The following is a 22,201-nucleotide window of genomic DNA, read 5'->3' on the forward strand; positions in this document are numbered from 1 at the left end:
TCCGGCCGGTTCGCCGAGCCGGCCCCACGACAGATCCATGAGGTGGACGACCGTGAACGACACTCCGGGCTGGGCCTCGCCCGGATCCTCCCCCTCCGACGGCCGGGACTCCGGAACACCCGGGCCCGCCGACGCTCCCGACGCCTCCTCGAAGTGGTCCAAGGAGCAGCCGCCCGCCGGCCGGTGGGCTCCGCCGACCGCTCAGGGCGGCGGGCCCGTGCCGCCGGCCGGCGGGCCGGGCTGGGGCAGCGGTCCGCAGCGCGGCGGCTGGGGGCAGCCGCCCGCCGCGAAGCCCGGGGTCATCCCGCTGCGCCCCCTGGGCGTCGGCGAGATCCTGGACGGCGCGGTGTCGACGCTGCGCGCCCATTGGCGCACGGTGCTGGGCATCACGATCACCGTCTCGGTCATCACCCAGATCTGCGACATCCTCATCCAGCGCTATCTCCTGCCGCAGCCGCCCGCGACGAACCCGGACGCCAGCCCCGAGGAAGCCCTCAGGCAGGCCATGGACCAGCTCAACGCGACGGTCATCGGGCTGGCGCCCGTCACGGCGATCACCTTGATCGCCACGCTCTTCACCACCGCGCTGCTGACCGTGGTGATCAGCCGCTCGGTCCTCGGCCGCCCCGTCACCCTCTCCGAGGCCTGGCGCGAGGCACGGCCCCGGCTGCTGCAACTCCTCGGCCTGACCCTGCTGCTGCCTCTGATCGCCGCGGTCGTGATGACCGTGGGGATGCTGCCGGGCCTGCTCCTGGGCTCCGGGGGCGGCGTCGCCCTCGCCGTTCTGGGCGGCTTCGCCGGTGCCGTCGTCACGCTCTGGCTGATGGTCCAGTTCGCCCTCGCGTCCCCCGCGCTCATGCTGGAGCGGCAGGGAGTGATCCAGTCGATGCGCCGCTCGGCCAAGCTGGTCCGCGGGGCGTGGTGGCGGACGTTCGGCATCCTGACGCTGACGCTGCTGCTGACGTTCCTCGTCTCGATGATCATCGCCATCCCGTTCAGCCTGATCGCCTACGCGGTCGACGGTGACGGCATCAGCGGGCTCTTCTCCGGCTCCGTCCCCGAGTTCGGCTGGCCGTTCCTGATCATCACCGGCATCGGTGCCGTGATCGCCTCGTCCATCACCTACCCGATCTCGGCCGGCGTCACGGTCCTCCTCTACGTGGACCAGCGCATCCGCCGCGAGGCTCTCGACCTCGAACTGGCCAGGGCGGCAGGCGTTCCCGGCTACGGCTCCACGTCCGCGGGCGCCGACACCTCCAGGAGCTGATGCGGTGTCCATCACGGGGGGCACGACCACGGCGCGAGTGATGTTCCGCGCGAATGACGACGTACCGGTGGACATCCCTCGCGTACCCGCCAGGGAGGCGGCGGAGCGCGAGCTGTCCAAGCCGATGTACCACGAGAACGACCCGAACCTCGTGGAACGGGGTCTCGACCGGTTCTGGGAGTGGCTCGGCGGCATCTTCGACGCCGCGGCGGGCGCCGCCCCCGGAGGTCCGCTCGGCCTCGTCGTCATCGTCCTGATCGTCATCGCCCTGGTCGCCGCCCTCTGGTGGCGGCTCGGCACCCCGCACCGCACCCTCACCACCGGCGACGCTCTCTTCGACGACCGCCCCCGAAGCGCCGCCCAGCACCGCGAGACCGCGGAGTCCCATGCAGCCGCCGGCAGATGGAGCCAGGCCGTCCAGGAACGGATGCGTGCCATCGTCCGCTCCCTGGAAGAGCGCGCTCTCCTCGACCCGCGCCCTGGCCGCACCGCCGACGAAGCCGCCGCGGACGCCGGCCGCCCCTTGCCCGCCCATGCGGACGCGCTCCGCGCGGCAGCCCGCACGTTCGACGATGTGACATACGGCGGACGCACGGCCGACCAGCAGGCGTATCTGCGTCTGCGGGATCTCGACGCCGATCTGGAGCGTGCCAAACCCCAGCTGAGCACCACGGCCCAAGGAGCCGCCGAATGACCGGGGCCATGGCCGGCGCCACTTCGGTGTCCCCGACCTCCCGCCAGATCTGGACGCGCAGCCGTGGCGTCCTGCTCGTGCTCGGCATCCTCATCGTGGCCGGATTCGTCATCGCCGTCGTCCGCTCCGGGGACGAGCACGGGCGCCTCGACCCGCGGTCCGCCGACCCCAACGGCAGCCGCGCCGTCGCCGAACTGCTCAAGGCCCGAGGTGTCAGCACGCGCGTGGTCACCACCCTCGACGAGGCCACCGCCGCCGCGGGTCCCGACACCACGCTGCTGGTCGTCACCCCCGACTTGCTGACCGGCCGTCAACAGGACGCCCTGCGCACGGCGATGGATTCCTCCGGCGGCCGTACCATGCTCGTCGCACCCGGCCCGCCCTCCGTCGGCACGCTCGCCCCCGGAGTAACGGCGGACAGGCCCGCGCCCGTCTCCGCCCGCGACCCGCAATGCGCCTTCCCGGCCGCCCGGCGTGCCGGAAGCGTCGACATCGGCGGTGAGCGCTACGCCACCGACGAGACCGCCGGCACCGACGCCTGCTACCTCAGCGACGGCCTCCCCAGCCTGCTCAGGATCAACGACGCGGCAGACGGCGACACCGTCCTGCTCGGCTCCCCCGACCTCCTCTACAACGAGCGGCTCGCCAAGGAAGGCAACGCCTCGCTCGCCCTTCAACTGCTCGGTTCCCGGCCTCATCTCGTCTGGTACCTCCCCTCTCCCAGTGATGGATCCGCCGCCGGCGACGACGCCACCGGCGACGACCGCGGTGAAGCGGCCGGCGAGAGCGGCATCGGTGGACTGATCCCTTCCGGATGGCTCTGGGGCACGCTCCAGCTCGCCTTCGCCGCCGTGCTCGCCGCCGTCTGGCGTGCACGCCGGCTCGGGCCGCTGGTGACCGAACGGCTCCCCGTCGCCGTCCGCGCCTCCGAGTCCACGGAAGGCCGGGCCCGCCTCTACCGCAAGGCCAACGCCCGCGACCGCGCCGCCTCCGCCCTCCGCCAGGCCACCCGGACCCGGCTCGCCCCTCTCCTGGGTGTCAGCGCCGCTGACGCCCACTCACCCGATGCCCTCCTGCCGGCCGTCTCCGCGCATCTTCACGACGGCGACCGCGACCTGCGGGCTCTGCTCTTCGGCCCGGCACCCGCCGACGACGCCGCCCTCATCCGCCTGGCAGACCAACTCGACGCCCTCGAAAGAGAGGTACGCACTTCATGAGCGCCCCGACCCCCGAGACCGCTGATCACTCGGACGACGCACGCGCCTCCCTGGAGGCCCTGCGCACCGAGATCGCGAAGGCCGTGGTCGGCCAGGACTCCGCAGTCACCGGACTTGTCGTCGCCCTGCTCTGTCGTGGCCACGTCCTCCTCGAAGGAGTCCCCGGCGTCGCCAAGACGCTCCTGGTCCGTGCTCTGGCCGCATCCCTCGAACTCGACACCAAGCGCGTCCAGTTCACCCCCGACCTCATGCCCAGCGATGTCACCGGCTCGCTGATCTACGACGCGCGGACCGCCGAGTTCTCCTTCCAGCCGGGTCCCGTCTTCACCAATCTGCTGCTCGCCGACGAGATCAACAGGACGCCGCCGAAGACCCAGTCCTCGCTCCTGGAGGCGATGGAGGAGCGCCAGGTCACCGTCGACGGCACTCCGCGCCTGCTCCCGGAGCCCTTCCTGGTCGCCGCTACGCAGAACCCCGTCGAGTACGAAGGCACATACCCCCTGCCCGAGGCACAGCTCGACCGCTTCCTTCTCAAGCTGACCGTGCCGCTGCCGTCGCGCGAGGACGAGATCAACGTCCTCGCCAGGCATGCCGAAGGCTTCAATCCGCGCGACCTGCGGGCCGCAGGCATCCGCCCGGTCGCCACATCCGCCGACCTCGAGGCCGCCCGAGCAGCCGTCGCCAAGACCTCGGTCTCCGCCGAGATCGCGGGCTATGTCGTCGATATCTGCCGTGCCACCCGTGAATCCCCCTCGCTCACTCTCGGCGTCTCCCCCCGAGGCGCCACCGCCCTGCTCTCCACCGCCCGGGCCTGGGCCTGGCTGACCGGCCGCGACTATGTCATCCCGGACGATGTGAAGGCCCTGGCCCTCCCCACCCTCCGGCATCGCATCCAGCTCCGCCCCGAGGCCGAGATGGAAGGAGTCACCGCAGACTCCGTCATCACCGCGATCCTCGCCCATGTCCCCGTCCCCCGCTGAGGCAGTGAACACATGGCCCTCACCGGACGAACGGCTCTCCTCGCCGCCCTCGGATCGATCCCCGTCGGCGTACTCGAACCCAGCTGGGCAGGGATTCTCGCCGTCAACGCACCGCTCGTAGGAGCAATTCTGTGCGACTACGCCCTGGCCGCACCAGTACGAACGCTCCAATTCACCCGAACCGGTGACACATCAGTTCGACTCGGCGAGAGCGCGGAAGTCCAGCTCACCGTCACGAACCCGTCCCCACGGCGCCTGCGCGCCCAACTCCGGGACGCCTGGCCCCCCAGCAGCTGGATCCCGGGCACCGAACAGGCCGCGTCCCGCCACACGGTGACGATCCCCGCGGGCGAGCGACGACGCATCGCCACGATGCTGCGCCCCACCCGCCGCGGCGACCGCCACGCGGAACTGGTCACCGTCCGCTCCTACGGCCCGCTCGGCCTCGCCGCACGCCAGGGAAACCACCGTGTGCCCTGGACGGTCCGCGTCCTGCCGCCCTTCACCAGCCGCAAGCACCTGCCGTCCCGACTGGCCCGACTGCGCGAACTCGACGGCCGCACCAGCGTGCTCACCCGCGGCCAAGGCACCGAGTTCGACAGCCTCCGCGAGTACGTACCCGGCGACGACACCCGTTCCATCGACTGGCGCGCCACCGCCCGCCAGACAACGGTCGCCGTACGCACCTGGCGACCCGAGCGGGACCGGCACATCCTCATCGTCCTGGACACCGGACGCACGTCGGCCGGTCGCGTGGGTGACGTCCCCCGCCTGGACGCCGCCATGGACTCCGCGCTGCTGCTCACCGCGCTCGCCACGCGCGCCGGTGACCGTGTGGACCTCCTCGCCTATGACCGGCGCATCCGGGCACAGGTCCAGGGCCGGGCGGCCGGGGACGTCCTGCCGGCGATGGTCAACGCCTTGGCCCCGCTCGAACCCGAACTGGTGGAGACGGACGCCCGCGGCCTCAGCGCGGCAGCGCTCAAGCACGCCCCACGCAGGTCTCTCATCGTGCTGCTGACCAGCCTGGACGCCGCTCCGATCGAGGAGGGCCTTCTGCCCGTCCTCTCGCAGCTCACACAGCGGCACACCGTACTGGTCGCCTCCGTGGCCGACCCTCACGTGGAGCAAATGGCCGACAGTCGCGGCACCTTGGACGCGGTGTACGAAGCCGCGGCCGGCACCCAGGCCCAGATCCAGCGCCGCCGTACGGCGGAACAACTCCAGCGGCACGGCGTGACGGTCGTGGATGCCACGCCGGAGAATCTGGCCCCGGCTGTGGCTGACGCCTACTTGGCGTTGAAGGCGGCGGGACGCCTCTGAATCAGTTCGCGACCGATGTCGATGTCTGAATGCGAGCCTCAAGGAAGGCACGCGCCTTGCCCTGAAACGCAGAAAAGCCCCGGACCAGTACCTGGTCCGGGGCTTTCCCCACAATTTGTTCGGCGGTGTCCTACTCTCCCACAGGGTCCCCCCTGCAGTACCATCGGCGCTGAAAGGCTTAGCTTCCGGGTTCGGAATGTAACCGGGCGTTTCCCTAACGCTATGACCACCGAAACTCTATGAAGATGTGAACTGGCCGACCACGGGGTGGTCTCGGCGTGTTCGTTACTTCAGAACTAACACAGTGGACGCGAGCAACTGAGGACAAGCCCTCGGCCTATTAGTACCGGTCAACTCCACCCATTACTGGGCTTCCATATCCGGCCTATCAACCCAGTCGTCTACTGGGAGCCTTACCCTCTCTAGGAGGTGGGAGTCCTCATCTCGAAGCAGGCTTCCCGCTTAGATGCTTTCAGCGGTTATCCCTCCCGAACGTAGCCAACCAGCCATGCCCTTGGCAGGACAACTGGCACACCAGAGGTTCGTCCGTCCCGGTCCTCTCGTACTAGGGACAGCCCTTCTCAAGACTCCTACGCGCACAGCGGATAGGGACCGAACTGTCTCACGACGTTCTAAACCCAGCTCGCGTACCGCTTTAATGGGCGAACAGCCCAACCCTTGGGACCGACTCCAGCCCCAGGATGCGACGAGCCGACATCGAGGTGCCAAACCATCCCGTCGATATGGACTCTTGGGGAAGATCAGCCTGTTATCCCCGGGGTACCTTTTATCCGTTGAGCGACGGCGCTTCCACAAGCCACCGCCGGATCACTAGTCCCGACTTTCGTCCCTGCTCGACCCGTCGGTCTCACAGTCAAGCTCCCTTGTGCACTTACACTCAACACCTGATTACCAACCAGGCTGAGGGAACCTTTGGGCGCCTCCGTTACTCTTTAGGAGGCAACCGCCCCAGTTAAACTACCCATCAGACACTGTCCCTGATCCGGATCACGGACCCAGGTTAGACATCCAGCACGACCAGAGTGGTATTTCAACGACGACTCCACAACCACTGGCGTGGCCGCTTCACAGTCTCCCACCTATCCTACACAAGCCGAACCGAACACCAATATCAAACTGTAGTAAAGGTCCCGGGGTCTTTCCGTCCTGCTGCGCGAAACGAGCATCTTTACTCGTAGTGCAATTTCACCGGGCCTATGGTTGAGACAGTCGAGAAGTCGTTACGCCATTCGTGCAGGTCGGAACTTACCCGACAAGGAATTTCGCTACCTTAGGATGGTTATAGTTACCACCGCCGTTTACTGGCGCTTAAGTTCTCAGCTTCGCCCCACCGAAATGGAGCTAACCGGTCCCCTTAACGTTCCAGCACCGGGCAGGCGTCAGTCCGTATACATCGCCTTACGGCTTCGCACGGACCTGTGTTTTTAGTAAACAGTCGCTTCTCGCTGGTCTCTGCGGCCACCCCCAGCTCAGAGTGCAAGACTCATCACCGGACATGGCCCCCTTCTCCCGAAGTTACGGGGGCATTTTGCCGAGTTCCTTAACCATAGTTCACCCGAACGCCTCGGTATTCTCTACCTGACCACCTGAGTCGGTTTAGGGTACGGGCCGCCATGAAACTCGCTAGAGGCTTTTCTCGACAGCATAGGATCATCCACTTCACCACAATCGGCTCGGCATCAGGTCTCAGACTATATGCACGACGGATTTGCCTACCGTGCGTCCTACACCCTTACCCCGGGACAACCACCGCCCGGGCTGGACTACCTTCCTGCGTCACCCCATCACTTACCTACTACAGATCTGGACCGGCGGCTCCACCACTCCCCCTCACTCCGAAGAGATCAGGGGCGGCTTCACGGCCTTAGCATCGTCTGATTCGATATTGGGCGTTTCAAAGCGGGTACCGGAATATCAACCGGTTGTCCATCGACTACGCCTGTCGGCCTCGCCTTAGGTCCCGACTTACCCTGGGCAGATCAGCTTGACCCAGGAACCCTTAGTCAATCGGCGCACACGTTTCCCACGTGTGTATCGCTACTCATGCCTGCATTCTCACTCGTGAACCGTCCACAACTCGCTTCCGCGGCTGCTTCACCCGGCACACGACGCTCCCCTACCCATCACGATCCCCGTTGGGGGTATATATCGCAATGACACGACTTCGGCGGTACGCTTGAGCCCCGCTACATTGTCGGCGCGGAATCACTTGACCAGTGAGCTATTACGCACTCTTTCAAGGGTGGCTGCTTCTAAGCCAACCTCCTGGTTGTCTCTGCGACTCCACATCCTTTCCCACTTAGCGTACGCTTAGGGGCCTTAGTCGATGCTCTGGGCTGTTTCCCTCTCGACCATGGAGCTTATCCCCCACAGTCTCACTGCCGCGCTCTCACTTACCGGCATTCGGAGTTTGGCTAAGGTCAGTAACCCGGTAGGGCCCATCGCCTATCCAGTGCTCTACCTCCGGCAAGAAACACACGACGCTGCACCTAAATGCATTTCGGGGAGAACCAGCTATCACGGAGTTTGATTGGCCTTTCACCCCTAACCACAGGTCATCCCCCAGGTTTTCAACCCTGGTGGGTTCGGTCCTCCACGAAGTCTTACCTCCGCTTCAACCTGCCCATGGCTAGATCACTCCGCTTCGGGTCTAGAGCGTGCAACTCAATCGCCCTGTTCGGACTCGCTTTCGCTACGGCTTCCCCACACGGGTTAACCTCGCTACACACCGCTAACTCGCAGGCTCATTCTTCAAAAGGCACGCAGTCACGACGCACCGAGTAAACTCGATGCGCGACGCTCCCACGGCTTGTAGGCACACGGTTTCAGGTACTATTTCACTCCGCTCCCGCGGTACTTTTCACCATTCCCTCACGGTACTATCCGCTATCGGTCACCAGGGAATATTTAGGCTTAGCGGGTGGTCCCGCCAGATTCACACGGGATTTCTCGGGCCCCGTGCTACTTGGGAATAACTCAAACGAGCCGTTGATGTTTCAGCTACGGGGGTCTTACCCTCTACGCCGGACCTTTCGCATGTCCTTCGCCTACATCAACGGTTTCTGACTCGTCTCATCGCCGGCAGACGATGAAAGAGATATCCCACAACCCCGCATGCGCAACCCCTGCCGGGTCTCACACACATACGGTTTGGCCTCATCCGGTTTCGCTCGCCACTACTCCCGGAATCACGGTTGTTTTCTCTTCCTGAGGGTACTGAGATGTTTCACTTCCCCTCGTTCCCTCCACACTGCCTATGTGTTCAGCAGCGGGTGACAGCCCATGACGACTGCCGGGTTTCCCCATTCGGAAACCCCCGGATCAAAGCCTGGTTGACGGCTCCCCGGGGACTATCGTGGCCTCCCACGTCCTTCATCGGTTCCTGGTGCCAAGGCATCCACCGTGCGCCCTTAAAAACTTGGCCACAGATGCTCGCGTCCACTGTGCAGTTCTCAAGCAACGACCAGCCACCCACCACCCCGCCCTTCTGGGCGAGTTCACTGGGGCCGGCATCGCGAAGGGCGAGCTCACGCTCGCACCCTCAGACACCCAACAGCGCGCCCGGCACAACCAGTCGATGTGTGTCACGTTCCACGCCGAAGCAGTACTAGTGAACCCATCCAACCGATCGTGCCGAATAATCAACGTTCCACCCTTGAGCAAACCACCGTCGGACATTCGCCGACGTAGTGGCTCTGGACCCCGGGCAAGCCCGGCGGCCTAGAAGCTCCTTAGAAAGGAGGTGATCCAGCCGCACCTTCCGGTACGGCTACCTTGTTACGACTTCGTCCCAATCGCCAGTCCCACCTTCGACAGCTCCCTCCCACAAGGGGTTGGGCCACCGGCTTCGGGTGTTACCGACTTTCGTGACGTGACGGGCGGTGTGTACAAGGCCCGGGAACGTATTCACCGCAGCAATGCTGATCTGCGATTACTAGCAACTCCGACTTCATGGGGTCGAGTTGCAGACCCCAATCCGAACTGAGACCGGCTTTTTGAGATTCGCTCCGCCTCGCGGCATCGCAGCTCTTTGTACCGGCCATTGTAGCACGTGTGCAGCCCAAGACATAAGGGGCATGATGACTTGACGTCGTCCCCACCTTCCTCCGAGTTGACCCCGGCGGTCTCCTGTGAGTCCCCATCACCCCGAAGGGCATGCTGGCAACACAGGACAAGGGTTGCGCTCGTTGCGGGACTTAACCCAACATCTCACGACACGAGCTGACGACAGCCATGCACCACCTGTACACCGACCACAAGGGGGCGACCATCTCTGGCCGTTTCCGGTGTATGTCAAGCCTTGGTAAGGTTCTTCGCGTTGCGTCGAATTAAGCCACATGCTCCGCTGCTTGTGCGGGCCCCCGTCAATTCCTTTGAGTTTTAGCCTTGCGGCCGTACTCCCCAGGCGGGGAACTTAATGCGTTAGCTGCGGCACCGACGACGTGGAATGTCGCCAACACCTAGTTCCCAACGTTTACGGCGTGGACTACCAGGGTATCTAATCCTGTTCGCTCCCCACGCTTTCGCTCCTCAGCGTCAGTAATGGCCCAGAGATCCGCCTTCGCCACCGGTGTTCCTCCTGATATCTGCGCATTTCACCGCTACACCAGGAATTCCGATCTCCCCTACCACACTCTAGCCTGCCCGTATCGAATGCAGACCCGGGGTTAAGCCCCGGGCTTTCACATCCGACGTGACAAGCCGCCTACGAGCTCTTTACGCCCAATAATTCCGGACAACGCTTGCGCCCTACGTATTACCGCGGCTGCTGGCACGTAGTTAGCCGGCGCTTCTTCTGCAGGTACCGTCACTTTCGCTTCTTCCCTGCTGAAAGAGGTTTACAACCCGAAGGCCGTCATCCCTCACGCGGCGTCGCTGCATCAGGCTTTCGCCCATTGTGCAATATTCCCCACTGCTGCCTCCCGTAGGAGTCTGGGCCGTGTCTCAGTCCCAGTGTGGCCGGTCGCCCTCTCAGGCCGGCTACCCGTCGTCGCCTTGGTGGGCCATCACCCCACCAACAAGCTGATAGGCCGCGGGCTCATCCTTCACCGCCGGAGCTTTCAACCCTCTCCCATGCGGAAGAGAGTGGTATCCGGTATTAGACCCCGTTTCCAGGGCTTGTCCCAGAGTGAAGGGCAGATTGCCCACGTGTTACTCACCCGTTCGCCACTAATCCACCCCGAAGGGCTTCATCGTTCGACTTGCATGTGTTAAGCACGCCGCCAGCGTTCGTCCTGAGCCAGGATCAAACTCTCCGTGAATGCTTCCCGGTAATCCGGGCGAACACCACGAGAGCGGTGCGACCAAGAGGAATAGTCCCGGTCGCACACAGCGTCCTCGCTGTGTCGCCTACCCGCCACAAGGGCCGGTAGGACTTTTCAAAGGAACCTCATCTCCACGATGGGAGACGGGGTATCAACTAATCTGGCGTTGATTTTTGGCACGCTGTTGAGTTCTCAAGGAACGGACGCTTCCTTCGTACTCACCCTCTCGGGCTTTCCTCCGGGCGCTTCCCTTCGCGTTTCCAACCCTACCAGATTCTTTTTCCGTTCCGTTCCCGGTTCGGATTTCGTTTCCAGTGGCCGTTGGAGGGCCTTTTCGTCTTTCGACTTCTCGACTTTATCAGAACCTTTGTCGGCCGAGCTAATCGGCTTCGCGATCCGGATAAGGATTCGAGTGGCTCTCCCGGAAATCCAATTCCCGGCGAGAGCGAGAGAGACTCTAGTTGATGGCTCTCGGAGATGTCCACTCCGAGGCAACCGTTAAAATCTACCTCCCCACCCGGGCCATGTCAATGGTCCTGGCGGGCGAAGAGGAGACTAGCAGGTCACAGGCACCGCTTGCACATCAGGCGGCGGTGGGGAGCTCGGCACTCCGCTCCGAGGCGTCGATGTCGCCCGTGTCGCCGGCGCGGACCGCGCGGCCGCCCAGGACGTAGACGTACGCGAGGAAGGCGAGCTCAGCGACGATTCCGATGGTGATGCGCGCCCAGGTCGGCAGGCCCGAGGGAGTCACGAAGCCTTCGATCAGGCCTGACACGAAGAGGACCAGTGCGAGACCTATGGCCATACCGAGGGCCGCTCGGCCTTGCTGGGCGAGGGCCGTGCGGCGGGACAGCGGGCCAGGGTCGATGAGGGTCCAGCCGAGACGGAGTCCGGTGCCCGCGGCGACGAAGACGGCGGTGAGTTCGAGGAGGCCGTGCGGGAGGACGAGACCGAGGAACGTGTCGAGGCGGCCGGCCGAGGACATCAGGCCGATACCGATGCCGAGGTTGGCCATGTTCAGGAAGAGGATCCAGAGCACCGGGAAGCAGAGGAAGGCTCCCAGGACCAGGCACATGGCGGCTGCCTGGGCGTTGTTCGTCCACACCTGGGCGGCGAACGAGGCCGCCGGATGGCTCGAGTAGTACGTCTCGTACTGCCCGCCGGGGCGGGTGAGCTCGCGCAGGTCGTCGGGGGCCGCGATGGCCGACTGGACCTCGGGGTGGGTGCCGATCCACCAGCCGATGACGGCGGCGAGGAGTACGGAGAGGACGGCGGTGGGGATCCACCAGTGCCGCGAGCGGTAGACCGCCGCGGGGAAGCCGGCGGTCAGGAAGCGGACGGCGTCCCGCCAGGAGGCGCGACGGGTGCCGGTGACCGTGGAGCGGGCGCGGGCGACGAGTTGCGTGAGCCGGGCCGTGATCATGGGGTCCGGGGCGCTGGACTGGATGAGCGAGAGATGCGTGGCCGTGCGCTGGTAGAGCGCGACGAGTTCGTCCGCCTCGGCGCCTGTGAGGTGGCGCCCGCGGCGCAGGAGCTGGTCCAGGCGGTCCCACTCCGCGCGGTGGGTCATGACGAAGACGTCGAGGTCCATGGTCGGCTGCTGCTCCAGGCACTGGTCCGGGTCCGCCCGTGCGGACGGTGCGTGACATCTGCTCGTACAACTGCTCGCACGATGCTCGTACTACTGCGGCGCGCTGCGGGTCAGCTTGGCAGACTTGCGTACTGAGGGGTCGGGAAGGTCGACGAACGGTTCGAACGGTTCGATGGCAGTGGAGAGGGGTGGGCGACTGTGAGCGGGGTTGTGACGGGGGATGCCGTCGTACTGGGACTTCGTCCTGCGAGGCTGCCCAGCCGGGCGCTGGCGCTGGTGATCGATCTTGCCCTCGTGTGGGCGGCGTATCTGCTGATATCCATCGGCCTCGCGGTGGCGACGGCGTCGCTGGACGAGGCGGCGGTCATGGCGGTGTCGATCGCGACGTTCATTCTGGTGCTCGTGGGTGCGCCGATCGCGGTGGAGACGCTCAGTCATGGGCGTTCGCTGGGGAAGATGGCGTGCGGTCTGCGGGTGGTGCGGGACGACGGGGGCCCGATCCGGTTCCGGCACGCGCTGGTGCGCGGCGCGATCGGGGTGGTGGAGATCCTCATGACCTTCGGGGTCATCGCGTGCATCGCCTCCCTGGTGTCGGAGCGCGGACGGCGGATCGGCGACGTCTTCGCGGGGACCCTGGTCGTACGGGAGCGGGTACCGACGGCCCGGGCCGTGCCGGTGCCTCCACCGCCGCCGTGGCTGGTGGGCCGGTTCACGGAACTGGATCTGTCCGGTGTGCCGGACGATCTGTGGCTGGCGATACGGCAGTACTTGACGCGGATGAACCAGCTCGACGGGGAAGTGAACCGTTCGCTGGCGGAGCGGTTGGCCGGTGATCTGGTGGCGTGCACCGGGACGCCCGCGCCGCACGGGGTGCCTGCTGGGGCGTTCCTGGCGGCCGTGGTGAACGAGCGGCAGACACGGGACACGCGACGTGCCTACGCCGCCGCGTCGGCGTCCGCCGCGTCCGTGGCGCGCTCGTCGCCCTTCGCGCCCCCGGCACCTTCGGCGTACGCGCCGCCTCCCCCCGGGCAGCCCGGACACGGCGCGCCTTCGGCGCCGCCTGTGGTCACCGGGGTGGTGGGTGAACGGGCCGAGGCCGAGGGCACGAGCGCGGCGGGGGCTCCCCGGCCGCCCGCGACGGGGTTCGCGCCGCCCGCGTAGGTCCGGCGCACCCAGGCCGAGGATCGCGGCTCTCTTGGCTCTCTCTCCTCGCCGGGTCTCGTGGCTTTCTCGGCTCTCCCTGCTTTCCCGGGTCTCTCGGCTCTCCCGATTCAGGGGATGTCGGGGAAGACGGACGGCGGGGATTCCAGGTCTTCGAGCTCGATGCCCGGGGCCGAGAGGACCACGTCGCCGGCGATGTGGATCGTGTGCTGTTCGCCCGTGTCCAGGGCGCTGACCTGGTACTCGTCCACGGTCAGGGGGCCGTTGTCAGTGGCGTGCGTTTCACTGATCACCAGGGCCCAGGACTGGTCGACGGTGCGGGGGGCGAGGACCGGGTCCGTGAAGGCGAGCAGACGGACTCGGGTCGCGGGGGCGCCGGGTGCGAGGCCGAGCAGTCGGGCCGTCGCGACGAGGAAGGCGGGGGAGGTTCCGGTGAAGGCATGGGCGCGGACATTGCCTTCGGTGGCGTGCGTGCCGGTGGGGTCGGTGCGGACCCAGGTGACGCCGTCGAGAGCGGCGCCGCGGACCTGCCAGCTCGCGGCGTGGAGTTCGAGGCGGATGGGCCGGCCGAGTTCGTCGAGGGCCAGGTCGACGGAGCCCGCGTGGTCCCCGGAGGGGGTGGTCAGCTGGGAGACGTAGCGCCAGCCGGATGGACCGGGTGCGCAGTGGAAGTGCTCGTCACCGAGGGGGGTGTGATCGTGCGGATCGTGAAGCGAATAGCGGCCGCGGGGCATGAGGGTGCCTGACTTTTCTCCGGGTACGGGGCAGGCCCCCGGCACGGGGGTGCGGGGGCCTGCCTGGTGCGCTGGTACTGCCGCGGGTGGTCAACTCCTGGTCGGCTGCTCGGCTGTTGAGCTGCTCAGGGGTCGGCCCGGCGGTTGATCAGTAGCGGTAGTGGTCCGGCTTGTACGGGCCCTCGACCTCGACACCGATGTACGCGGCCTGCTCGGGGCGGAGCGTCGTGAGCTTCACGCCGAGCGAGTCGAGGTGGAGGCGGGCGACCTTCTCGTCGAGGTGCTTCGGCAGCACGTAGACGTCGGTCGGGTACTCCTCCGGCTTGGTGAACAGCTCGATCTGGGCCAGCGTCTGGTCCGCGAACGAGTTGGACATGACGAAGGACGGGTGGCCGGTCGCGTTGCCGAGGTTCAGCAGACGTCCCTCGGACAGCACGATGATCACCTTGCCGTCGGGGAAGGTCCAGGTGTGGACCTGCGGCTTGACCTCGTCCTTGACGATGCCGTCGATCTTCGCCAGACCGGCCATGTCGATCTCGTTGTCGAAGTGGCCGATGTTCCCGACGATCGCCTGGTGCTTCATCTTGGCCATGTCCGCGGCCATGATGATGTCCTTGTTGCCCGTCGTGGTGATGAACAGGTCGGCCGTGCCGATGACCTCGTCGAGGGTCGTGACCTGGTAGCCGTCCATCGCCGCCTGGAGCGCGCAGATCGGGTCGATCTCGGTGATGATCACTCGGGCGCCCTGGCCGCGCAGGGACTCCGCGCAGCCCTTGCCGACGTCGCCGTAGCCGCAGATGACCGCGACCTTGCCGCCGATGAGGACGTCGGTGGCGCGGTTGATGCCGTCGACCAGGGAGTGGCGGCAGCCGTACTTGTTGTCGAACTTCGACTTGGTGACCGCGTCGTTGACGTTGATCGCCGGGAAGAGGAGGTTGCCGTCGCGCTGCATCTCGTAGAGACGGTGAACGCCGGTCGTGGTCTCCTCGGTCACGCCGCGGATCTCGGACGCCAGGAGGGTCCACTTCTGCGGGTTCTCGGAGAGGGTGCGGTTCAGCAGGGTGAGGATGTGGCCGTACTCCTCGCTGTCCGCGGTTGACGGGTCCGGAGCCTCGCCGGCCTTCTCGAACTCGACACCCTTGTGGACCAGGAGCGTGGCGTCACCGCCGTCGTCCAGAATCATGTTCGGGCCGCCGGTGGACGAGTTCGGCCAGGTCAGCGCCTGCTCCGTGCACCACCAGTACTCCTCCAGGGTCTCGCCCTTCCAGGCGAAGACCGGGACGCCCTGGGGGTTGTCCGGCGTGCCGTTCGGACCCACGGCGATGGCGGCCGCGGCGTGGTCCTGGGTGGAGAAGATGTTGCAGGACGCCCAGCGGACCTCGGCACCGAGGGCGGCCAGGGTCTCGATCAGTACGGCGGTCTGCACGGTCATGTGCAGGGAGCCGGTGATGCGGGCGCCGGCGAGCGGCTGCGACTCGGCGTACTCCCTGCGGATCGACATCAGGCCGGGCATCTCGTGCTCGGCGAGGGTGATCTCCTTGCGGCCGAAGGCGGCGAGGGAAAGGTCGGCGACCTTGAAGTCCTGACCGGCGGCGACAGTCGTCATTGCGAGCTGCTCCTCAAGTGGGTCGAGGGATGGGTGGGGCGGGATGGCTCTGCGGCCGCTGCCACGACATACGGACGCGCACATGCCTGCACACCGGTGCTGCACATGCGTACCCGGACGTCGGCAGACGTCCACAGCGCAGTCCGTCGGAGGCCCTCTCTCCCTCGGCCGGTCCGCAGTGGCGAACCGCCCGACCGCCATCAGCAGCGACGTCTGGCACTGGTCACGAATCTACACCGATCGCCCCGGCCGCCCACAGCCCGCCCATGCGCCGTTTCCGGCCGGCGCGGGGATCGGGGAGGGTGCTGGCGCCCTGCGGACCGAGGCCCTCCGCACTTTTGATGTGGCGTTCATCTGTTGCACGATGCTCGTCGCGGATCGGGAAAGCGGATCGGGAAGACCCGCGCGATCCGCGCCGTAAAGCGTGCCGCCGGCGTTAGGAGAACACCCTCGTGACCAGTCCAGGGAACGGGCAGCGGAGGACGAAGCTGCTCGCGGTGACCGCCTGCCCCACAGGCATCGCCCACACGTACATGGCCGCGGAGAAGCTCGCCCAGGCCGCGGACACTCTCGGCATCGAGATGAAGGTCGAGACGCAGGGATCCATCGGGGCCGAGAATGTGCTCACTGACAACGATGTCAGGGATGCGGACGGCATCATCGTCGCGGCCGACAAGGACGTCGACCTCAGCCGGTTCGCGGGCAAGAGGGTGCTGAAGGTCGGCGTGGCCGAAGGCATCCGCCATCCCGAGCAGCTGATCGAGCGGGTGCGGAACGCGCCGGCGCTCGGGGCGGACGGCGGCGGCACCGGTACCGGTGGTGCGCCGGCCGCGGGCGCCGAAGCCGACGGCGGCGGCAAGGAGCGGAGCGTCGCGTACAAGGCGCTGATGAACGGTGTCTCGTACATGATCCCGTTCGTCGTGGTCGGCGGTCTGCTGATCGCGATCTCGCTCGCGCTCGGCGGACATGCGACGCCGCAGGGCTACGCCATCCCGGAGGGCTCGTTCTGGGAGAGCGTCTTCAAGATCGGTGAGATCGGGTTCCAGCTGATGGTGCCGATCCTGTCCGGTTACATCGCGTACGCCATCGCGGACCGGCCGGCGCTCGTACCCGGCATGATCGGCGGCTGGATCGCGAACACGGGCGCGCTGTACGACTCCGAGGCGGGCGCCGGGTTCATCGGGGCGATCGTGACCGGTTTCCTGGCCGGATATCTGGTGCTGTGGATCAAGAAGGTCAAGGTCCCGAGGTTCGCCCAGCCGATCATGCCGATCATCGTGATCCCGATCGTGGCGACCTCGGCGCTCGGGCTGTTCTTCATCTACGTCATCGGCAAGCCGATCGCCTGGGTCTTCGAGCATCTGACGAGCCGGCTGAGCGGGATGACCGGCACCAGCGCGATCCTGCTGGGCGCGATTCTCGGTCTGATGATCGCGTTCGACATGGGCGGGCCGGTCAACAAGACCGCGTTCCTCTTCGGTGCGGGGCTCATCGCCTCCGGCAACCAGACGGTGATGGGCATGTGCGCCGCGGCGATCCCGGTCATGCCGCTCGGTCAGGGCCTCGCGACGCTGGTCCGGCGCAAGCTCTACTCGGAGCAGGAGCGCGAGACCGGTATGGCGGCCCTGTTCATGGGCTTCTTCGGGATCTCCGAGGGTGCGATCCCGTTCGCGGCGGCGCGTCCGGCGCAGGTCATCCCGGCGAACATGCTGGGTGGTGCGGTGGCGGGTGCCCTGGCGGGACTCGCGGGCGTGAAGGACGCGGTGCCGCACGGCGGGCCGATCGTGGCCGTGCTGGGTGCGGTCGGCGGCGTACCGATGTTCTTCCTGGCCGTCGTGGCCGGCACCGTGGTCACGGCGCTCACCACGAACGCGCTGATCAGCATCAAGGAGCACAAGGCGGGCCGCGTCTCTGAGGCCGCCCTCGTTCCGGCCCAGGCCGGCGCACCGGTTTCGGCGACGGTCGCAACGGCGGTGGAGGAGAAGGAGGAGCCGGCGCTGGTGGGCGCGGGGTCCGGTGGCTCCCGTAGCCGCGTACCGGCGGAGCCCGCACGGCCGGAGGCCTCCGCCGAGGAGGCCACGAACGAAGCCGGGACCGACGCCGCGAAGCAGGCGGCAACGAAGGAAGCGGCAACGAAGGAAGCGGCCGCGGAGGACGAGGCCCTGCCCGAGGTGCTCTCCGGGTACCTCACCGCGCAGACGATGAAGGTGAGTCTCGACGCCGACGGCAAGGACGCCGCCATCCGTGAGATGGCCGCGATGCTCGCGTCGACCGGCAAGGTCACGGATCCCGAGGAGCTGGTGCGCGCCGCGTTCGCCCGCGAGGAGCAGGGCACGACGGGCCTCGGCGAGGAGATCGCGATCCCGCACGCCAAGACCGACGCGGTCACGGCTCCGGTCGTCGGCTTCGCGCGTTCCACGGAGGGTGTGGAGTGGGGGTCGCTCGACGGTACGAAGGCCCGGCTGATCTTCATGATCACGGTGCCGGAGGCGGCCGCGGGCGATGAGCATCTGCGGATCCTGGCGCTGCTCTCGCGGAAGCTGATGGACCCGGCGTTCCGCGAGCGGCTCATGGCCGCGCCGGACGAGTCGTCGGTTCTGACGGTGCTCGCGGAGATCGAGTAGGACGGCGAGCAGTACGTGGAGCAGGACGCAGAGGAGTGCGTCGGGCAGCACGTCGGGCGGGAGATCGACCGGCCCTGCGCGTACCGCTGATGCGTCACGAGAAAGGGCCCCGGACCGCGACAGCGGTCCGGGGCCCTTCACATGTCCGTCAGTGAGCCGCTTCGGGGCCGGGGCCGCCCGGGGACTTGGCCGGGTTCGTGCCCGCCGCGGCCGCTTCCTCGCTGTAGATGTCCGGCTCCAGGTAGATCACGCGCGCGATCGGAACGGCGGTGCGGATGCGTTCCTCGGCGGCGTTGATCGCGTCCGCGACCTGGGCCGCCGTGTTGTCGTGCTGGACCGCGACCTTGGCGGCGACCAGCAGCTCCTCCGGGCCGAGGTGGAGCGTGCGCATGTGGATGATGCGGGTGACGGTGGTGTCGTCGACGATCGACGCCTTGATCTTCTCGACGTCCTCCGTGCCGGCCGCCTCGCCGAGCAGCAGGGACTTCGTCTCGGCCGCGAGCACCAGCGCGATCAGGATGAGCAGGACACCGATGCAGAGCGTGCCGATGCCGTCCCAGACGCCGTTGCCGGTGAGCAGGGCGAGTCCGACGCCGCCGAGCGCGAGGATCAGACCGACGAGCGCGCCGAGGTCCTCCAGGAGGACGACCGGGAGCTCGGGGGCCTTGGCGTGGCGGACGAACTCCTTCCAGGAGCGCCTGCCCCGCAGGACGTTGGACTCCTTGATGGCCGTGCGGAAGGAGAAGGTCTCGGCGATGATCGCGAAGACGAGCACGCCGATCGGCCAGTACCAGTCCTCGATGGCGTGCGGGTGGTTGATCTTCTCGTAGCCCTCGTAGATCGCGAACATGCCGCCGACCGAGAAGAGCACGATGGAGACGAGGAAGGCGTAGATGTAGCGCTCGCGCCCGTATCCGAAGGGGTGCTCCGGGGTGGCCTCGCGCTTGGCCTTCTTGCCGCCGAGCAGCAGCAGGCCCTGGTTGCCCGAGTCGGCGAGCGAGTGCACGCTCTCCGCGAGCATCGACGAGGAGCCGCTGAAGAGGAACGCCACGAACTTGGCTACTGCGATCGCCACGTTCGCGACGAGTGCCGCGACGATCGCTTTGGTTCCGCCTGACGCGCTCATGGGTGCAGGGTGTCCCTTCGTTCCTCGGGTGATGCTCCTGGGCTACGGCGGGACATTGTTGCAGCAGCCCGCGCGGACGCCGCGTCAGGCCACCACGGTGGCACGGAAGACGGCGCCCGAACCGGACAGTTCAACCTTTTCACCCGCAGGAACGAAGACCGACTCCCCTGGCGCGAGGGCGAGTTCGCCCGCCTTCGGCCGGCCGGCCGTCGCCAGCAGGATCTGGGGGGTGCCGGCGGTGACGTCCGTGGGCGCCGCGCCTTCCGACCGTACGTAGCGGGAGAGCCGGAACTCGTCGATCGGCGTGTCGTACAGCTCCTCGCCGGAGGGCGATGCCTCGGGCCGCAGTACGCCGGGGTCGCCGGCCTCGAAGCGGACGACACGGAGGAGTTCGGGGACGTCGACGTGCTTGGGGGTCAGCCCGCAGCGCAGCACGTTGTCGGACGTCGCCATGATCTCGACGCCGAGGCCGGCCAGGTAGGCGTGCGGGACTCCCGCGCCGAGGAAGAGGGCCTCGCCGGGCTGCAGCTGGACGTGGTTGAGCAGCATGGCCGCGATGACGCCCGGGTCGCCGGGGAAGTGGTGGGCGATGCCGGCGAACGCGGCGTAGGGGCCGCCGAGGCGTTCCGCGGCTGCCGCGGCCTCGCCGACGGTGTGTGCCATCTCCTCCGGGTCGGCGGAGAGGACGGCGGTCAGGACCTCGCGGAGGGCGGCTTCCTCGGGGTGGGCGTGGAGGAGATCGACGTACGGCTTGAGGGAGTCGACGCCCAGACCGGCGATGAAGTCGGCCGCCTCGACCGGCGGGCGGAAGCCGCACAGCCCGTCGAACGGGGTGAGCGCGCAGATCATCTCGGGCTTGTGGTTGTCGTCCCTGTAGTTGCGGTGGGGCGCGTCGAGGGGGATCCCCGCACGCTCCTCGGCGGCGAACCCCTCCTGTGCCTGGGCCCGGTCCGGGTGGACCTGGAGGGAGAGCGGAGCGCCGGCGGCGAGCAGCTTGAGGAGGAAGGGCAGGCGGGGGCCGAAGGCGTCGACGACGGGCGCGCCGAGTTCGCCCGCCGGGTCGGCGGCGATGACGTCGTTCAGGGCGCCGCGGTCCGTCTGCGAGGGGCCCCTGGGTGGGCGCCCATCCACATCTCGGCCTGTGGCTCGCCGGTGGGGGCGGTGCCGAGCAGTTCCGGGATGAGGGTCGTGGACCCCCAGGCGTAGGGGCGCACGGTATTGGTGAGGCGGTCCATGAGGGGTGATCCTCGACTCGGTACGTAACGGATGCGTGGCTGGGGCGTGGCTGATGTATGACCGGTGAGCTGCTGCGCGACCGGCGGAACGGCCCGACCGGCGTGACCGGACTGACCGGCCTGACCGGCCCAACCGGCCCGACCGGCCCGACCGGCCCGACGGGCGAGCTGATGCCCGACCGGTGAGCTGCTGCGTGACCGTCAAGCCTGTCAGGCGTGGCCGCTGGTCGCGAGGGCCAGGTACCCGGCGGCGAAGTCGGTCACGGCGAGGAGTTCCGCGAGGGTCTCCAGCGCGCTGCCCTCCTCCGGTTCCAGCTCGCTGATGGCCGTGTCGTGGCTGAGCGCGAGTTCACGCGCGGCCGGGGCGGCGGTGAAGCCGTTGTCCACGCTGTCCCTCAGCAGCAGGACGCGCGCCCGCAGCGCCTGCGGCTCCTCCACCCGGTCCCGGAAGAAGTCCTCCGGATCGGCTCCCGCCGCGAAGTCGCCCGCGAGGAGCACGCCGTGGGCCGGCAGTGCCTCGGGGAGCTCGGCCGCGATGGCGGGGCGGCCGGCGAGTTCGGCCAGTACGGCGGCGAAGCGGCGGCCGACGGGGCCTGCCGAACCCTCTGTCCAGATGAGCGGGAGCGTGTCGGCGAGCTCCGCGGCGAGCGTCTTGGCGGGGTTGCTGTACGTCGCGATCGCCGGGCCGCAGCGTTCGGCGATGCGGTCGAGCCGGTCGGCGACGCTCTGGAGGACGTCCGGTGTCGCGGAGATCAGCCCGACGCGGTCGAGGAGCGCGAGCAGCGGCGTGAACAGGGCCCAGAACGCGCCGGGGCTGGCCGCCGCCTGCGTCTCCTCGTACAGCTCGTACGGGGCCGTCGCCATGGGTACGACCATGCCGTGGACGCCGTTGACCGCTTCGGAGAGCGGGGAGCTCTGCGGGGCGACGGCGACGACGGTGCAGCCGCGGCGGTACGCCTGCTCGGCGAGGACGGCGAGGCCGGGCTCGCTGCCGTCGGTGGTGGCGATGAGGAGGAGGTCCACGGAGCCGGCCCAGCCGGGGAGCGCCCAGCGCAGGGCGCCGGCGGCGGGTGCGACACCGGTGGGGTGGAGACGGGTGACCGGGGCGGTGGGGCCGGTGAGCTCGGCGATGAGGTCCGCCACGCCGATGGCCGCGGTGCCGGGGCCCGCGATGAGGACGGCCCGGGGGCGGCCCTCGGGGTTCAGCTCGGCGATCCCCGCCTCCGCGGCGTGCCGGGCGGCGGTGCGTACCCGCGCCCCGGACTCCGCCGCGCCGCGGAGCAGACCGCGGCGATCGGCGCGGGCGAGGGCTTCCGGGGCGTCGAGGAGTGACTCGTCGAGCATGAGGTGGGGCCTCC

Annotated in this window: 13 protein-coding genes, 3 rRNA genes and 1 pseudogene; 8 read left to right on the forward strand and 9 right to left on the reverse strand. The window is 67.6% G+C overall.

The window, feature by feature from the left end; all coding sequences use genetic code 11:
- The first annotated feature begins 52 nt into the window (after window positions 1-52).
- The 5 genes from OG766_RS13505 to OG766_RS13525 are packed head-to-tail and all read left to right on the forward strand — an operon-like array spanning window position 53 to window position 5,481.
- Window positions 53-1,267, forward strand: a complete 1,215-nt coding sequence (locus OG766_RS13505; RefSeq protein WP_328725422.1) for a DUF7544 domain-containing protein — start codon at window positions 53-55, stop codon at window positions 1,265-1,267.
- 4 nt (window positions 1,268-1,271) lie between these two features.
- The gene (locus OG766_RS13510; RefSeq protein WP_266373652.1) at window positions 1,272-1,961 is read left to right on the forward strand and encodes a DUF4129 domain-containing protein; all 690 of its coding nucleotides are present in this window, start codon (window positions 1,272-1,274) and stop codon (window positions 1,959-1,961) included.
- On the forward strand, window positions 1,958-3,178 hold the full coding sequence (locus tag OG766_RS13515; protein ID WP_266373651.1) for a DUF4350 domain-containing protein: 1,221 nt from the start codon (window positions 1,958-1,960) through the stop codon (window positions 3,176-3,178). Before OG766_RS13510 ends, OG766_RS13515 begins: the two co-directional genes overlap by 4 nt.
- A complete protein-coding gene (locus tag OG766_RS13520; protein ID WP_266373650.1) occupies window positions 3,175-4,158 on the forward strand; it encodes an AAA family ATPase in 984 nt (327 codons plus the stop codon). Before OG766_RS13515 ends, OG766_RS13520 begins: the two co-directional genes overlap by 4 nt.
- Window positions 4,159-4,170: 12 nt before the next feature.
- Entirely contained in the window at window positions 4,171-5,481 is a 1,311-nt protein-coding gene (locus OG766_RS13525) for a DUF58 domain-containing protein (RefSeq protein ID WP_266373648.1), read from the forward strand.
- 117 nt (window positions 5,482-5,598) lie between these two features.
- On the opposite strand, the gene rrf is transcribed toward OG766_RS13525, so the two are convergent.
- The 4 genes from rrf to OG766_RS13545 form a co-directional block, all read right to left on the reverse strand.
- A 5S ribosomal RNA gene (gene rrf, locus OG766_RS13530) occupies window positions 5,599-5,715 on the reverse strand.
- 86 nt (window positions 5,716-5,801) lie between these two features.
- Window positions 5,802-8,926, reverse strand: a 23S ribosomal RNA gene (locus OG766_RS13535).
- A 311-nt stretch (window positions 8,927-9,237) separates the two neighbouring features.
- Window positions 9,238-10,763, reverse strand: a 16S ribosomal RNA gene (locus tag OG766_RS13540).
- The 16S, 23S and 5S rRNA genes sit together here, the layout of an rRNA operon.
- Window positions 10,764-11,349: 586 nt before the next feature.
- On the reverse strand, window positions 11,350-12,357 hold the full coding sequence (locus tag OG766_RS13545) for a stage II sporulation protein M (protein WP_266378419.1): 1,008 nt from the start codon (window positions 12,355-12,357) through the stop codon (window positions 11,350-11,352).
- 198 nt (window positions 12,358-12,555) lie between these two features.
- On the opposite strand from OG766_RS13545, the gene OG766_RS13550 reads away from it, so the two are divergent.
- Window positions 12,556-13,518 (forward strand): RDD family protein, encoded by a 963-nt coding sequence (locus OG766_RS13550; protein WP_266378424.1) that lies wholly within the window; start codon window positions 12,556-12,558, stop codon window positions 13,516-13,518.
- A gap of 110 nt (window positions 13,519-13,628) precedes the next feature.
- Here the strand turns inward: OG766_RS13550 and OG766_RS13555 are convergent, their stop codons facing one another.
- Window positions 13,629-14,252, reverse strand: a complete 624-nt coding sequence (locus OG766_RS13555; protein ID WP_266378427.1) for a hypothetical protein — start codon at window positions 14,250-14,252, stop codon at window positions 13,629-13,631.
- 148 nt (window positions 14,253-14,400) lie between these two features.
- Complete coding sequence (gene ahcY / locus OG766_RS13560; protein ID WP_266378430.1) at window positions 14,401-15,858, reverse strand: adenosylhomocysteinase; 1,458 nt, start codon at window positions 15,856-15,858, stop codon at window positions 14,401-14,403.
- A gap of 497 nt (window positions 15,859-16,355) precedes the next feature.
- On the opposite strand from ahcY, the gene OG766_RS13565 reads away from it, so the two are divergent.
- On the forward strand, window positions 16,356-18,482 hold the full coding sequence (locus OG766_RS13565) for a fructose-specific PTS transporter subunit EIIC (RefSeq protein WP_443045604.1): 2,127 nt from the start codon (window positions 16,356-16,358) through the stop codon (window positions 18,480-18,482).
- Window positions 18,483-18,630: 148 nt separating this feature from the next.
- On the opposite strand, the gene OG766_RS13570 is transcribed toward OG766_RS13565, so the two are convergent.
- On the reverse strand, window positions 18,631-19,608 hold the full coding sequence (locus OG766_RS13570; protein ID WP_266378436.1) for a cation diffusion facilitator family transporter: 978 nt from the start codon (window positions 19,606-19,608) through the stop codon (window positions 18,631-18,633).
- An 84-nt stretch (window positions 19,609-19,692) separates the two neighbouring features.
- A pseudogene (gene manA / locus OG766_RS13575) lies at window positions 19,693-20,843 on the reverse strand (mannose-6-phosphate isomerase, class I).
- Window positions 20,844-20,900: 57 nt separating this feature from the next.
- Between manA and OG766_RS13580 the strand changes: the two are divergent.
- On the forward strand, window positions 20,901-21,029 hold the full coding sequence (locus tag OG766_RS13580) for a hypothetical protein (RefSeq protein WP_328725427.1): 129 nt from the start codon (window positions 20,901-20,903) through the stop codon (window positions 21,027-21,029).
- A 24-nt stretch (window positions 21,030-21,053) separates the two neighbouring features.
- Here the strand turns inward: OG766_RS13580 and OG766_RS13585 are convergent, their stop codons facing one another.
- A complete protein-coding gene (locus OG766_RS13585; RefSeq protein WP_328725428.1) occupies window positions 21,054-22,187 on the reverse strand; it encodes an SIS domain-containing protein in 1,134 nt (377 codons plus the stop codon).
- Window positions 22,188-22,201 lie beyond the last annotated feature (14 nt).

It is taken from the genome of Streptomyces sp. NBC_00259 (genome assembly GCF_036181745.1).
In the GTDB taxonomy this organism is placed as follows: domain Bacteria; phylum Actinomycetota; class Actinomycetes; order Streptomycetales; family Streptomycetaceae; genus Streptomyces; species Streptomyces pratisoli.